The 14,045-nt window shown below is 38.9% G+C and carries 16 protein-coding genes; 14 read left to right on the top strand and 2 right to left on the bottom strand.

The features are described 5' to 3' along the window. Positions 1-33 precede the first annotated feature (33 nt). The 7 genes from M1K58_RS05655 (at position 34) to M1K58_RS05625 (ending at position 6,083) form a co-directional block, all read left to right on the top strand. Entirely contained in the window at positions 34-1,017 is a 984-nt protein-coding gene (locus M1K58_RS05655; protein ID WP_256758257.1) for a Gfo/Idh/MocA family protein, read from the top strand. Positions 1,018-1,203: 186 nt separating this feature from the next. Then, on the top strand, positions 1,204-1,602 hold the full coding sequence (locus M1K58_RS05650; RefSeq protein ID WP_256757681.1) for an Rrf2 family transcriptional regulator: 399 nt from the start codon (positions 1,204-1,206) through the stop codon (positions 1,600-1,602). 116 nt (positions 1,603-1,718) lie between these two features. Further along, complete coding sequence (locus M1K58_RS05645) at positions 1,719-2,621, top strand: NAD(P)/FAD-dependent oxidoreductase (protein ID WP_256757680.1); 903 nt, start codon at positions 1,719-1,721, stop codon at positions 2,619-2,621. 215 nt (positions 2,622-2,836) lie between these two features. Further along, positions 2,837-3,166 carry an ArsR/SmtB family transcription factor gene (locus M1K58_RS05640; RefSeq protein ID WP_256757679.1) on the top strand — a complete coding sequence of 110 codons (330 nt, stop codon included), beginning with the start codon at positions 2,837-2,839 and terminating at the stop codon, positions 3,164-3,166. Positions 3,167-3,228: 62 nt separating this feature from the next. Further along, positions 3,229-3,696 (top strand): phage tail protein, encoded by a 468-nt coding sequence (locus M1K58_RS05635; RefSeq protein WP_256758256.1) that lies wholly within the window; start codon positions 3,229-3,231, stop codon positions 3,694-3,696. Positions 3,697-3,980: 284 nt separating this feature from the next. Beyond that, positions 3,981-4,814: a non-homologous end joining protein Ku gene (gene ku, locus M1K58_RS05630; RefSeq protein ID WP_256757678.1), complete on the top strand. Its 834-nt coding sequence runs from the start codon at positions 3,981-3,983 to the stop codon at positions 4,812-4,814. A gap of 201 nt (positions 4,815-5,015) precedes the next feature. Further along, a complete protein-coding gene (locus M1K58_RS05625) occupies positions 5,016-6,083 on the top strand; it encodes a DUF5713 family protein (RefSeq protein WP_483862587.1) in 1,068 nt (355 codons plus the stop codon). A gap of 60 nt (positions 6,084-6,143) precedes the next feature. On the opposite strand, the gene M1K58_RS05615 is transcribed toward M1K58_RS05625, so the two are convergent. After that, positions 6,144-6,716: a hypothetical protein gene (locus M1K58_RS05615; RefSeq protein WP_256757676.1), complete on the bottom strand. Its 573-nt coding sequence runs from the start codon at positions 6,714-6,716 to the stop codon at positions 6,144-6,146. A 511-nt stretch (positions 6,717-7,227) separates the two neighbouring features. Between M1K58_RS05615 and M1K58_RS05610 the strand changes: the two genes are divergently transcribed. After that, positions 7,228-7,515, top strand: coding sequence for a hypothetical protein (locus tag M1K58_RS05610; protein WP_256757675.1), 288 nt, complete (start codon positions 7,228-7,230; stop codon positions 7,513-7,515). A gap of 38 nt (positions 7,516-7,553) precedes the next feature. After that, positions 7,554-8,330: an Imm51 family immunity protein gene (locus M1K58_RS05605; RefSeq protein ID WP_256758254.1), complete on the top strand. Its 777-nt coding sequence runs from the start codon at positions 7,554-7,556 to the stop codon at positions 8,328-8,330. Positions 8,331-8,409: 79 nt separating this feature from the next. On the opposite strand, the gene M1K58_RS05600 is transcribed toward M1K58_RS05605, so the two are convergent. After that, complete coding sequence (locus M1K58_RS05600; RefSeq protein WP_256757674.1) at positions 8,410-9,432, bottom strand: leucine-rich repeat domain-containing protein; 1,023 nt, start codon at positions 9,430-9,432, stop codon at positions 8,410-8,412. Between the two features lie 116 nt (positions 9,433-9,548). On the opposite strand from M1K58_RS05600, the gene M1K58_RS05595 reads away from it, so the two are divergent. From M1K58_RS05595 to M1K58_RS05575, 5 genes are all read left to right on the top strand, one after another. After that, the gene (locus M1K58_RS05595) at positions 9,549-10,316 is read left to right on the top strand and encodes an Imm51 family immunity protein (RefSeq protein WP_256757673.1); all 768 of its coding nucleotides are present in this window, start codon (positions 9,549-9,551) and stop codon (positions 10,314-10,316) included. A gap of 55 nt (positions 10,317-10,371) precedes the next feature. Next, positions 10,372-11,082: a DUF1963 domain-containing protein gene (locus tag M1K58_RS05590; protein WP_256757672.1), complete on the top strand. Its 711-nt coding sequence runs from the start codon at positions 10,372-10,374 to the stop codon at positions 11,080-11,082. A 273-nt stretch (positions 11,083-11,355) separates the two neighbouring features. Continuing rightward, positions 11,356-12,279, top strand: a complete 924-nt coding sequence (locus M1K58_RS05585) for a hypothetical protein (protein WP_256757671.1) — start codon at positions 11,356-11,358, stop codon at positions 12,277-12,279. A gap of 310 nt (positions 12,280-12,589) precedes the next feature. After that, the gene (locus M1K58_RS05580; protein ID WP_256757670.1) at positions 12,590-13,501 is read left to right on the top strand and encodes a hypothetical protein; all 912 of its coding nucleotides are present in this window, start codon (positions 12,590-12,592) and stop codon (positions 13,499-13,501) included. 11 nt (positions 13,502-13,512) lie between these two features. After that, positions 13,513-14,037, top strand: a complete 525-nt coding sequence (locus M1K58_RS05575; protein WP_256757669.1) for a hypothetical protein — start codon at positions 13,513-13,515, stop codon at positions 14,035-14,037. Positions 14,038-14,045: the final 8 nt, after the last annotated feature.

Here is a 14,045-nt window from a genome sequence, read left to right as displayed (position 1 = left end):
CATTAAATAACATAAGGGGTAATCGTTATGAGGATAAAGGTAGGTATCGTTAGTTTTGCACACATCCATGTTGTGAGTTATGCGGAAGCCTTAAAGCGCATCGAAGGTGTGGAATTGGTCGGGATAATGGAAGAAGATCGAATCAGGGGTCCCAAATATTCTGAATGGTTTGAAACGAAATTGTTTACAAATATTAACGATCTCTTAATGCAAGATTTAGATGCGGTTATCGTCACATCTGAGAACGTTCACCATAAAGAACATGTCATCGCATCTGCATCGGCAGGCAAGCATGTATTGTGTGAGAAACCCATATCAGTATCTATACAAGATGCTCAAGAAATGATAGATATTTGCAAAGCTAATCAGGTCTTGTTGCAAACTGCTTTTCCGGTTAGGTTTAATTCTTCTATTATTCGGGCTAAAGAGATGATAGAGAACGGACAATTGGGAAAAATTATTGCAGTTAAAGGAACCAATCGAGGTCAATGCCCTGGCAACTGGTTTGTAGATGTAAACAAGTCTGGTGGCGGAGCTGTACTGGATCATACAGTCCATGTCACTGATATTTTACGTTGGATACTTGGAGCCGAGGTGAAAACGGTCTATGCCGAAGTCGACAATGTGTTTACCAATAATCTCATTGATGATTCAGGGATATTAACGATGCAGTTTGCGAACGGTGTTTTTGCATCATTGGATTGCAGTTGGTCGAGAAATGCTACTTATCCGATATGGGGTGACATAACATTAGAGATCATTGGATCCAAAGGTACATTATCAGTTGATGCATTTAATCAAAAACTTAATGTTTATACAAATAAGAGTGGGTACAATCACTCCTTCTGGGGCGATGATATGGACGAACAATTACTTAGGGATTTTATTAACTCTATCCAAGCTGGTAAGGAAGAGGCTTCAATCACAGGTGAAGATGGTCTTCGTGCATTGGAAGTAGCACTTGCGGCTTACGAATCCTCAAATGATAAAGCAGTTATTACATTGAAATTTCATTAAAGTCAATGCAAATACCTAGAAAGCCCACAGTTCAGATAACTCTGAATGTGGGCTTTATGTAAACATCTTATCTTCAGATTAAAGTATAGCGGAAATTAGGGCAGATTTTTATGAAAATCCGCAACTTGACACATCATCGACATCGAGGATATTATAGATATATTAAGTCTGTAAATGAGGTGCCCTATGAAATTTTCAAAAGCGACGAATTATGCTCTGCATACCATGCTCATGCTCGTTGACGCCTCACCGATTAAGCCGGTAGGCGTCCAGCAGTTGGCGGAATCCCAGGGTGTTTCACCAACTTATCTTTCTAAAATTTTAACGCGACTTGTGAAAGCAGGGATGATCGAATCGGTTACCGGAGCCAATGGAGGATACCGGTTATCCCGTAAAAAAGACGACATTACGTTTTTGGATATCATCCATGCAATTGAGGGCACCTCCTCCTTATTTGAATGCGACTTTCTCCACGGTGAAGAATGCTTGATTCAAACTGTAATGAAGGAAGCGGAAGAGAAGATGGAGTGGCATCTCAAAACAACAAAGCTAGCGGATCTAGCCCAAAATAAAACAACAGTTTAAGGTGAGCCACTTTATGTTGAAAGGAGGTGTACTGTCCGCAACTTATTAAAAGTTTTTTTTAGTTACATTACAGATATAAAATATCTTTAATATCGATATTGAGGGAGATGAGCTTCATGATTTACGATTGTGTCATTATTGGTGGAGGACCCGCTGGGTTGAATGCAGCCCTCGTGCTGGGCAGGGCAAGACGAAGATTAGCTTTGATAGACAACAATCGGCCTCGAAATGCTGTCACGCATGCGTCCCACGGTTTTATTACGAGAGACGGTGTAACGCCGGGCGAGTTCCGCCGGATTGCTTATGAGGAGATACGGCGTTATCCATCTGTTGATATTTTACAAACCGAGGTTGTTTCTGTTCGCAAAATCGAATCCGGATTTGAGCTGTATGATTCGTCAGGCCTTCGTGTTCAATCACGAAAACTGATCATGGCAACAGGAGTAAAGGAGATATTTCCTGAAATAGAAGGCTTTTATCCGCTATACGGGAAAAGTTTGTTTAATTGCCCCTATTGCGACGGCTGGGAGCTACGGGATCAACCGCTTGTCATTGTTTCCGAATATCCGACCGTTTTTCATACGGCCAAAATACTTCTCAATTGGAGCAAGGATCTGGTCGTATGCACGAACGGCCAGGCGTCCCTGTCAGACGAACAAAAAAACTGGCTTCAATTAAAGGGTATCGCGGTGAAGGAGCAACTTATTTCGGCATTCATCGGCCAAAATGGACGTCTTGAGCATGTTCGCTTTGCCGATGGGACTCAAGTCCCGAGGGCCGGAGGCTTCGTAATGCCCAAATTTGTGCAAAGCACACTGTTCGGAGAACGATTGGGCTGTGAAAAGACGGAGTCCGGAGGGATTAGGACGGATGAAAAGGGAAGAACATCGATACCTGGTTTATATGTCGCCGGGGACGCATCAACCTTCATGCCTTCCCAATTGGTTTTTGCCGCGGCCGACGGCAGCCGAACCGCTATGAGCGTAAATATGGATTTGACAGAAGAAGATTATCAATAACGAATCTTCAATCATAGGAGAGAAGACAATGAATCGCATTGCAATTTACTTATACCATTTGGCGTCTTGTCAACGGATTTTTCATCTTCGCATGAAAACGGTTGATCAGCTTAGGAAAAAATGTAGATGTTTCTTGTTGACGGGACTCTATATAGTGTCCTAAAATAAAGGCACCATTTGGTATAATTTCAATTCATGTAAAGGGGTAGGTATTGATGAGCGCAGTTGCACAGACACGGGATGTCTATTATGCCGTAGCCGATCCGACACGGCGTGAAATCATTCGGCTGCTGGCGGATGCGGAAGAATTGCCGCTCAATCGGTTAACTCCACATTTTGCAATGGGCCGATCCGCAGTTTCCAAGCATTTGACGATATTGAAGGAAGCCGGCCTCGTGAGTGAGCTTAAAGTCGGCCGTGAGACTCGAAACCGTCTCAATCCCGCACCGCTGAAGGAGCTTAAGGATTGGTTGTCGTACTACGAGAAATTTTGGAAACAAAATATGGTTCGTCTGGATAAGCTTCTTAAAGAGGAACAGGATTGAAGCAAGGACTGTCACTCGATTTTCAGTTCAAAAGTTCAAAAGTGAGAAAAGGAGCGATAAAAATGTCCTATATCGTTGATTTTAAAAATGTGTCTACGGTTGGATTAGAATCTTCACCTTTAGTAGATGCACTTGCTGGTTTACGTGCAAATGAGGCTCGTTACTTCATGAACAAATACAAGCATGAATTTACGGTAGTACCAGCTAGTGAAAGCCAGGAGACCCTCGATTATGTGCACCGAATTTTAAAAGAAGAACGTGATATTGAATTCGCGGCCAAACCTTTAGAAACGTCGAGTCTTCAAGTGGAAAATATCAAGTGGACCTTCGTCTTTTATGAGGATGGTCTAGCGGTTAACGTCCTGTATACGGTTGATAACCCTAAAAAACGGGCAGTTGGTTTTAAGCTTTCAGAGGGGATGGAGGTACCAAGGGAGTTAGAAGAGAAGAAGTTTAAGTTTGCTAGACAGAAGTCGAAACTAGCAGGAACAATTAGAGGCACGTTTTTTGTAATTAAGGGAGAATATTAAAACAAGCAATACGCAAGCATAGTGGTGGATCAGATATATCGTTCGCATCACCGCGCTACAACACATTATGCTAACGGGGTTCTTGTCATCTGGCATAATTTTATCGGTACACATTCTTGACAATAACTACTGTCAAGAATGTGTACCGATTGCCGTTTGAGGTCAAGAATATGTTACCTTTCCCGAAAATCTGATCTATTCAAATATTGTAGTGCAGGTATTATTTCTATTATTCAGGTTAATAACAATAAGAAGACTATTATAATGAAGGGAAGTCTCTAAATATGCATACTATATGGAAAGGAACCATACTGATTTCAAAGTTCCAAATCCCCGTAAAGTTATTCGCTGCTACTGAAGATAATGAAATATCCCTTAAGCAAACCCACAAACCATGTGGTAGTGGCATTTCTCATTTAAAGTTCTGCAAAACGTGCAATACCACCGTTGAACAGAATCAAATACAGAAAGTATATGAAATGGGTAGTGAAAACTTTGTAGAGGTTACTGACGAAGATTTAAAGTTAATCTCACCACAATCTAATAAAAATTTTGTTATCAAGCAATTTTTTCATGAGAACGAACTTAGCTTTGTCTACATGAAAAAACATTATTATATAGGTACTGATGAAGTAGGGGAAGAGGTACTTCAACTCTTACATCAATGTCTTCTTAAATCAAAAAAGGTTGGCATTGGCTACATCACACTGAGATCTACTCAAAGCCTAGCGGCAATCCGGCCTATGAATAATGGCATCGTACTATCAACGTTACACTATGCTGACGAAGTACGATCCAATCAACAAAATAATAACTTCAGTACTGAAGCTCAAATTAATCTATCAAGCGATCATTTATTCGTGTTCGATCAATTGGTTAATGCTATGACCAAACCTTTAGAGATCTCATCATACGGCAATAAATACAATGAAGAATTAAGATATCTATTAGAAAATAAAATTGCCAATCGACTACCTAATCAAAATGATACTCAAGATGTCACACATCGAAATAACAATTTTTCTGAGTTACTGTCATCATTACAGAGAAGCTTAGATTACGTTAAAGCTGATACCAATTTATTTTTCGCATCAGATAACACTAATCAACCTCATTAATTATTCTGTTTGCTGGGCAAAGTGTTTGGTCAAGAGACCAAACACTTTTCTTTTATTGTATTTGCGCGCTTAGCCAAGCTAAGCACAACTAATTCATGCAAGTTCAACATATAACCTACTTATTAGGCAGATTCTGACATGTGGGATATACTAGTAAATTGAAATCATTATTTGATTAAAGGTAGAGGAGAGAATATAAAGATGGATCATGAACTATTGGATCAACTCGATTATTGGCATAGCGAGGACGAGTATGAGGAAATCATAAACAAAATTATGGGAATATCCGAAGCAGAATGGGACTATGACTTAATTTGCCATTTGGGAAGAGCATTGAATAATCAGGATAACTATAATGAAGCTATCAAATATTTTTTATCTGTGCAAGAGCAAGGCGAGCACGACCCTCTTTGGCATTTTCGAATAGGATATGCTTATTATTACCTTAATCAGTATAAGGAAGCGATCGTTGCTTTCGAACAATCTTTAGCACTAGACCCTGAAGATTCACACGCCCGCATGTTTTTAGAAATGAGTCTCAATCGCGCTGGTATAATGAACGTTGAACAGGATGAGGATTTGTTAGAAGTTGAAGAAAAAATAAACCCATTTAAGCTAGTTGCGCATAATAATGGAAGCATTTCATTGATTTTAAATGTTGGAAAATATAAGCATGAAATTTTTCAAACACGAGCTGAAGAAGGATTTGAGGGTAATGGCTATGATTGGGAATCATTGGCAGCCGTGTTTCTTGAAGAAAAAATGCCTCACTTAGTTGATATCTTGAAATTTGACCCAGAGGCCGGTATGTTCGCTGCTTATACAGACAATAAAGAAGCGATACTTGGTTTTGCAATCGCTTTTAAGGAAGCATGTGATGATGACTTATTAATACAAGACCTATTTTCACGAGCTAAATTAGATGTATTGAAGGAACATTTCGTAAAAAAATCAAGTTCTGACATTGAATATTTAAAAGACATGTATGCTGATGGATACTTTCCTGATTTTCTTGTGGATAAAGTCAAAGCTGAACTCGTTAAAGTTGTTGAATTTTTGGAACAAGGACATCAAGACATCGAAGAAATTCAATCAAAGCTTGATTTCGCCATCCATGCAATCAATGATCTAGCAGAAGAGTTTGACGAAAATGACAGCGAAATTGAAACAGTTGGCAGAGAATCAATTGGACAAACTGTTAAAGATATTTTGGACTTTTTTGGTATCAAAATACATATAGAAGAAGCCATTCGTGAACGTGATTGGTAGTTTGATGGGGAAATAAAATGCTACAACAGTATCGTTTGTTGCATCGAAATGAAAGTATGCTTATTCGGTACATTGTCCAATAGAATTAAGATAATAGTTCTCCCACGAGTCTGTCATGTTACGACTATGCGGGTTATTCGGGATAATAAGCTTAGATGTCGGTAAGCAATAACGATTTTTGTATTCATGTTTGCCGATAACATAGCTGTTCTGGATGCCCGGTATATTTTTCAAATTTCTTTGTAAAGCGGAATAAAACCTTTGTATATTCTTATCTGGCTGTTTTTCGATTTGTCTGAGTTGAATTTGTTCACGCGTCTTTTCAGTCTCAACTCCGCCGTTTCCTTCAAGGGTGAAGGGCGCTATTTCTGGTGTATAAAATGTACCGAACTCTTTAACACTGTCCACATTTTGAAAGGGATAACACGAGAAATAAAAGCTGTAATAATTCGGATCATAGAAATGCTTTATAAATGTTTCTGGATCATTCTCATCATAAACATCTATTTTTCTTTGGCACGGTTTATCGCCTATCCTTTCTACATACGCAGAAACGTTAAATTTTTTCATTAAGTCATTACTGTAATGGAAAAAATCATCTGTCGGAATTGATATCCAGAAGTTAATGGCCACACCTAATTCACCACCTGAAAATTTAATTTCACTTCATCATTATGATATAACAATATACAAATTTCTAGAGGTGATGAGCGTATGGGAACAGCTCGGAGCAAATGAACACCCAACGCTTACTATCTACAGTTGGCATTGGAGTTCAATACGAGTTTGCTTATCCTAAGTTCGCCATCAATATTAAAAAGACATTGCTAGATTGGAAGCGAAATGAAAGCCGATACAGTGAAAAAGTTTCTAAAGAAACGATTACCAGATTAAATAGCTTATTAGTCCTCAATAAGTAGCTGTATATATTAGTAACTTAGAATATAAAGGGGGATTAACTATAAATACTTTTATTGCGGAACATTGGAATCTTGAAAAGCATGAACTTCCCGGCATTAATTGCATCATCTATCCGAATGGCACTGTAACAATCTTAAGTTGTTACAGCGCATATAACCCCAACACAAATGAAAGTAAATTTTATTGCTCACCCTTGTGTGACACAACGATTGAAAGCATATCAATGTATAATGTTGAATGTTGGACGATCGTTGACGAATGGGTCAGTATTGATTATCAAGACGGGAAAATCTGTGGCGGTGATGGTCAAATGGGGAATGAAGGATTTATTGCCTGTACGGATGCCGAGGACCGTTTGGTATGGGGAATATTTTTTGAAAATTCAAACCCTATAAAAAATTTAGAAATTAAAGATGAAATCCTAATCGCTATTAATGAGCATACCGAATTACAAATTGAAATCAACTTAGAAAACCTCACCCAAATTAAAATGACTTCAATAAAGTCCTAATAATTAGGGTATACAAATGAAAAGAGGCAGGCAGAGTGATGGAAAATGACCCTTTCGCACAACTTATTATTTGGCATCAAGAAAGAGAACATGAAAAAATAGTAGATAGAATTATGGAAATTCGCCAATCAGACAGAGATTATGAGACGGTCAGTTTATTGGCAAGAGCTATGAATAATCTGGAACGTTACGATGAAGCACTTCAACAGCTTTTGGCTATTGCAAAACTAGGTGAGAATGACCCACTTTGGCATTTTCGCGTGGGCTACTCCTACTACTATCTTAAACAATATGAGGAAGCATTAAGAGAATTTGAAATTTCAAATAAGCTAGATCCAAAAGATGGAGCTACTTTGGCATTATTAAATGCGAGCCGAGGTAAAGTCGACGGAAAGAAAAAGAAACCTAAGAAATCTGCAGCTTTGAACGCGATGAACGAACAGACTAAGGTTGAAAAACTGAATTCTGTAGTAAATGTTGCAGACAAAATTAAACCATTTATGCTAATAGAGCACGATAATGGTAGTGCGTCAGTCATTTTGAATGTGGGTACTTATAAAAACGAAATTTTTCAAAGTCGGAAAGACGAGGGATTCGAAGGCGGCGGTTATGATTGGGGTTCCTTGGCAGCTGTTTTCCTTGAGGAAAAAATGCCTGAGATGGTAGACATCATACATCTTGATCCAGAAGCGAGTATGTTCAGCGCGTATTCTGACAATAGAGAAGCTATACAAAGCTTTGTACTCGGATTTAAGGATGCTTGTGAGGACGATGATTCCATTAGGGATTTATTCTCGCGTGCTGTATTAGATTAATACGGAAATGTACCAGAGGAATAACATTATAGAGCCAATCCACAGAACAATCTGTAGACTGGCTCTCATGAAAAGTAAACTATCTCAATATACGAGAAAGATGAATTAAATTCATATTTCTTTGTCTTTTTTCCTCAGGCATACAATCCATTAAAATGTCCTGTTTACCTGAATCAATCCATTTCTTTCGCATGGTTTCAATGCGTTTCTTGTTAAAATCAATAAATTGAAAATCCAACTGTTTCAGCTTGGCCATATCTAATAAAAAATCAAACGCTTCCGCCTTGATCTTCGTATTAATTTCATTCAACTCTAAATTTTCCAAATTTGATGCAGTTTTTAAGACATCTATATCTACCAGTGATTTCATGTTTTTCAGTTCTAATTGTGTCAAGTTATCCATAGCAGAAAAATCGCATAGCTTCTCCACTCTGGATAAAGACAAACTCAAAAACTCCAAATTCTCGAATCTACTCAAGAAGGAAACATCCTCTAGTTTTGCAATGGATGATAGCTCTAAAATCTTCAAGGTTGGAACGTTGAGTATATCCAGATCACAATTCACGTTACAGTTATCGATAAGGAGATATTTTATGGGGATCTCTTTGACAAAGTTCAATTGTTCAACTGTGCACTGAAGGATTATGCTACTGAGATTTTTACAGTTTCCTATGGGAGATAAATCATCGAATTTGCCACTTAATTGCAAGTGATGAAGTTTTTGAAAACGACTTATAAAATCGATTGATAGTGTTTGATCAGAATCAATTTTCAAAAACTCCATGTTTTTTAAGGCCTGAAGTTTATTTAAATCTTGCTTTTGTTTCATGCTTAGATGCAAGGCAGTTACGTTTTTCAAACCAGCTAAGATGTCTAGCATTTCATCTGAATAATCCCCTTTATTTCTGTAACTCCAAATGTGCAAAATAAGATCAGGACGATGGGATAGGACCATTTCATCTAATTTTACTAAATCTTCTAATTTATCTGAATCAAAAGCAAAACTGATCGCAGCTCGTCGCCTTAGTTTTTCAACAGCTGCTTTCATTTTTTTAGGTGTCCAAGGCACACCATGCATAGCATGTATCCATTCTTCACTCATAAGTTTACCCCTCGCTTCATTTCTCATATAACTCCAATTGAACTGCATAGATCATATGGTCTATTATAAAATATGGCAATCATTTTTTGATTAAAGATAGAGATGAGGATGCAAAGATGGATAACGATCTATTGAAACAGCTCAATATTTGGCATAACAAGAGCCAATATAAGAAAATCATTAACAAAATTATGGAAATACCCGAAGCAGACAGGGACTATGACTTAGTTTGCCATTTGGGAAGAGCATTGAATAATCAAGACAATTATAGTGAAGCTATCAAATATTTTTTATCTGTTCAAGAGCAAGGCGAGCACGACCCTCTTTGGCATTTCCGAATAGGCTATGCTTATTATTATCATAAACAGTATAAGGAAGCGATCGTTGCTTTTGAACAAGCTGTAGCACTAGACCCTGAAGATTCACATGGTAGGTCGTTTTTAGAAATGAGCCGCAACGCTGCTGCTAGAGCAGGAAATGATACCCTTCCTATCGTAAACGTTGAAAAGGGGATGAGGATTGGGACTGACCCCCGTTTGTTAGATGTTGAAGAAAAAATAAGCCCATTTGGGCTAGTTGCGCATAGTAATGGAAGCATATCCATGATTTTAGGTGTTGGAAAATATAAGCATGAAATTTTTCAAACACGAGCCGAAGAAGGATTTGAGGGCAATGGCTATGATTGGGGTTCATTAGCAGCCGTGTTTCTTGAAGAAAAAATGCCTCACTTAGTTGATATCATACGATTTGACCCAGAAGCCGATACGTTCTGCATTTATACAGACAATAAAGAAGCCATAGTTAGTTTTGCAATCGCCTTTAAGGAAGCATGTGAAAATGACGCATTAATAAAAGACCTTTTTTCACGAGCTGTATTAGATTGAGGAACTATCAAGATACAACACATCAATAATAGTGCGGATCCATTATTATAATGTTGTGCCAGAACGAAAGGATGCGATAATACTGAAGAAATACAAGATCGATAGTTTTACCCGCGTCAGTGAACCGATTCGGACCCCAATAACGAAATTCGGAGGACAGCCAGTATGGCTAACAGAACCGCAATGGCCGCTTAGCAGCGGGTGGGACAAGCGCCCGATGATGTTTATCGGTCAGATTGAGCTGGATCAGCAATTATTCCCCACTCCAAACGTTCAAGTTCCTCTGATGGCCTATCTCTTTGTTACGCATGCGCAAAATATAGAGGAAGGCTTCTTTGATCCTGATATTATCGATCCTGATGGCGGTGAAAATGCGATCATTATCCAGCCCGGAGGTGAGCTCCTGTTAGATACAGCCCCATTGGTTAACGGACCAACGCTGTGGGATAACAATGGTGAATCTTATGAAGGCTTCCCTCAGTTGCAAGAAGCCCAAGACCCTGCCTTTCTCGATTCCGAAGATTACCTCCTTCTCTCTGATGATGAGCAGAAAGCATATAACGCTGAAGTTGACGGAGATAAAATTGGTGGTGTGCCCTATTTTTTCCAAGGCGATGGTTGGCCAGATGACAGCAACTGGGGTTTGCTGCTACAATTGCATGCCAATTTCAAGCCTTTCTGCTTGCTGGTGGGAGCCTCGCCGACGATTTTTGCATTTGTTAATGAGGATCTAAAGACCGGAAAGCTAGTCATTCAGGATTGTTAGTTAGGAGCATGATCAATCCTACATAATATATCGAGTAGGAGGACGCCCCTAGCCCCCGTCCTCTCACATCACTTATCCCGACTTTTGCTATTGATGCGCCATAAAGTATTGAAAACGCAGCGTTTTTAATACTATGGCCATCTTAAAAGTCGGGATAATACTTTTTAAAGATATCCCAATGTCGAAATCTCCCAGCAAATGAAAATATGGAAATAAACCGATAAGAAGTAGAAGCCATACTGTAGCATATAACTTTCTAGAGGTGATGAGCGAATGGGAACTTGGAGTGCTGAGATTTTTGGTAATGACACCTCGTGTGAGGTCAAGGAATATTTCTCTGAGCAGTACAATTGGGGTTCTGAAATTACTCAAATTGTAAGCGAATTACAAGAGAAATTTACATATAGCTTAAATAATTCAGATGATAGAAACAATGTATTATTTGCGTTGTCCTACTGCCTTTGGGAAACGAAATCCTTAGAGGATTCGCTGTTAGAGCAAGTTGCTCAGATCATTGAGAGTGGGAGTGATTTAACTGTCTGTGAACAGCTTGGAGCTAATGAACAATTTATTAACAAACGAAAAAAGTATTTACATACATTCATTACCAAAATTAGCGTACCCAAAAGTATAGCAAAAAAGAGGGTCAAGCCACCTACGCAAGTTGAAAGTGATTATCACAATGGAAGCTGTCTTACTTTTCAATATCCCAGTGGCTTATATGGCGGCATTATCATTATCGACTGCACCTTTTATCGTAACCGAGGTTCAATGCGCATAGCATTCACCGATATTGAGCAGCAATCTGAACCCGATTATAACGATTTTCTAGCTTCTCGCTTGATCAATTTCAGCTGGGAGGGAGTAAGTGGAGAGGCAAATAAGTATGCCGCCTTTGAGGGTAAGACTGCCCGCATTACTACCTATCCGCTTAGCTATGATCTTGCTAATGAGCGTATTTCTTATTTTGAGTATAATGATAAGATCTTCACAATTGTGGGTGAGCTCCCTAAATACACCCAATGTCTATTAGCTACAGTTGGCATTGGAGTCCATTACAATCTTGCTTATCCTGAGTTCGCCATCTCTATGGAAAAGACATTGCTACATTGGAAGCAAAATGAAGACCTATACAGTGAAAAAGTTTCTGAGGAAACGATTACTAAATTCAATACCTTATTAGTCCTTAACAAGTAGCTCGGCGTTGTTTCTTGATTTGGTAGGCAGACGATGCCGTAATTCTTTGTCAATCATAAACTGAAGCAAAACGTTGTGAAAGGTTTACTTATGAAAGTGTAATTAGAAAAGGAAATATCGAAAGAAATTTACAAGACAATGATATTAAAAGCGCAAATGAGTGGAGATTTATTGCACTGCTTGGCATGATTGGCAATACCGAAATCGGACTGTATCATACCGACCAACTCCGCGATTATTGATTCGAACAAAGAGCGATGTCCGTATTGGAAAAAAACGGGATGGACAAAAAGGTGGAATTCATAAAGCGATGAAAACATTCTGGGAAAGAAACGCATCTACACGTGCGCAAAACAAAATCAAAAAACTGGCCAAGGGTTTAAGCTTGGATTTTAAAGCTTTGAATATTCTTTTTAATTCGATTTGGGATTATGATGACGAATTATTTGGCTGGGTTGCTTCCAGCGGCGGTGACAATAAAATTCCAGATGCTGAATTCGAATATGGCAGAGCAAAAGGATTATTAAGGCCGAATGAGGAAATAACCGCGCAAAAACTTTTCGGTAGGATCGAGGCTCTCATAAACGGACTGGAAAAGGAACAAGTGAGTAACGCTTTTATAAAAGGGATCGCCACGCAGAATCCGGCCTATATCTCAGTTTTGGGGAGCTATTCCTATTATTTATCAATCGATGACAATTCTGTCGATACTTATTTGAGCTATAAAGAAAAGAACAAACATTTAAACCCGAGCCAAGTAGTCATTAACTATAATAAAAGAGTTTTCGACAGGTTGTTCCGGTCAGGCATTATGTCTCATCAAGACCCTGTGTACGCTTATGTTGACTTACTCGACTTCTCCAATACTGAAAGAATATCTATTTCTGAAACCGAAACCGCCATACTGGTGAATACGCTGAAAGCGATTCAAAATGTACCTAACGAAACGCAACCATCGGAATTGGAAAAAGTAACAAAGTCGTTTTTAATGGGAAATATGGCGTATAGACAAATTGTATTGCGTATTCTAGGCATCAGTGACATTTTGAATCCAAGTGTTAACAAACGAATTCGAGAAACCTATGAATTGGATCAAGAGCTACCAAATCACTTTTATAAGAAAGAAATGGGTTATCCGTTGGCTTGGTGGGAAGGTAAATATGGCTTGGATGATGAAGCCGTATCATTCTGGTTTAGCAATCTTGATGTTTCCGAAACATAGGGAGGAGTTATGTGGATACCGATAAGCCAGTGTTTCAAATTCGCAGCGTACAAGAAATTCTGGCACCCTTTGCCAATATGCAGGTATCGTTGTCTCGCCATATGCGCAATAAACTATCCACAGTGCCGCTGGATATTATCCGGCTTGTGTATGTGCTACAAATGCTGGCAGGTCAAGAGCTTGCTGCTGAAATGGTGTTTGAGGATGATAAAGGCGACAATCTGTATTCCGAAGATGAGCATTTGAAAAACAACTATATACAGATTGCCGCTAACGGCCAAGGTGATGCATGGCTGATGAACAGGATGGACGGGAACCTTTCTTTTTTTGACCATAGCCTGACCCAGCCGAAAGTGACAGCGCTATTTATTGATTTTTGGAAGTTTTTGCAGTTGGCTGATTTGATTCATCAATACGAAGAGTGGGCGGATCAGTTAGAAGATTTTGCAGAAAGCGACTTGCCCGGACAGTTGGAATCATGTCTCAGGATGTTGCATCCTGATTTGCCTGAGCATTATCCTTTCGCTTTTGTTTGATAACGATC

It is taken from the genome of Cohnella sp. WQ 127256 (genome assembly GCF_024519285.1).
In the GTDB taxonomy this organism is placed as follows: domain Bacteria; phylum Bacillota; class Bacilli; order Paenibacillales; family Paenibacillaceae; genus Cohnella.
This window is presented reverse-complemented; position numbering and strand designations above follow the sequence as displayed.

Bases quoted from the DNA above. Each gene is read 5' to 3' on its own strand.
- M1K58_RS05645 (WP_256757680.1), top strand. From the start codon at position 1,719: ATGATTTACGATTGTGTCATTATTGGTGGAGGACCCGCTGGGTTGAAT.
- M1K58_RS05635 (WP_256758256.1), top strand. From the start codon at position 3,229: ATGTCCTATATCGTTGATTTTAAAAATGTGTCTACGGTTGGATTAGAA.
- M1K58_RS05640 (WP_256757679.1), top strand. From the start codon at position 2,837: ATGAGCGCAGTTGCACAGACACGGGATGTCTATTATGCCGTAGCCGAT.
- M1K58_RS05605 (WP_256758254.1), top strand. From the start codon at position 7,554: ATGGAAAATGACCCTTTCGCACAACTTATTATTTGGCATCAAGAAAGA.
- M1K58_RS05625 (WP_483862587.1), top strand. From the start codon at position 5,016: ATGGATCATGAACTATTGGATCAACTCGATTATTGGCATAGCGAGGAC.
- M1K58_RS05650 (WP_256757681.1), top strand. From the start codon at position 1,204: ATGAAATTTTCAAAAGCGACGAATTATGCTCTGCATACCATGCTCATG.
- M1K58_RS05595 (WP_256757673.1), top strand. From the start codon at position 9,549: ATGGATAACGATCTATTGAAACAGCTCAATATTTGGCATAACAAGAGC.
- M1K58_RS05600 (WP_256757674.1), bottom strand. From the start codon at position 9,432: ATGAGTGAAGAATGGATACATGCTATGCATGGTGTGCCTTGGACACCT.
- M1K58_RS05580 (WP_256757670.1), top strand. From the start codon at position 12,590: ATGAAAACATTCTGGGAAAGAAACGCATCTACACGTGCGCAAAACAAA.
- M1K58_RS05610 (WP_256757675.1), top strand. From the start codon at position 7,228: ATGTATAATGTTGAATGTTGGACGATCGTTGACGAATGGGTCAGTATT.
- ku (WP_256757678.1), top strand. From the start codon at position 3,981: ATGCATACTATATGGAAAGGAACCATACTGATTTCAAAGTTCCAAATC.
- M1K58_RS05585 (WP_256757671.1), top strand. From the start codon at position 11,356: ATGGGAACTTGGAGTGCTGAGATTTTTGGTAATGACACCTCGTGTGAG.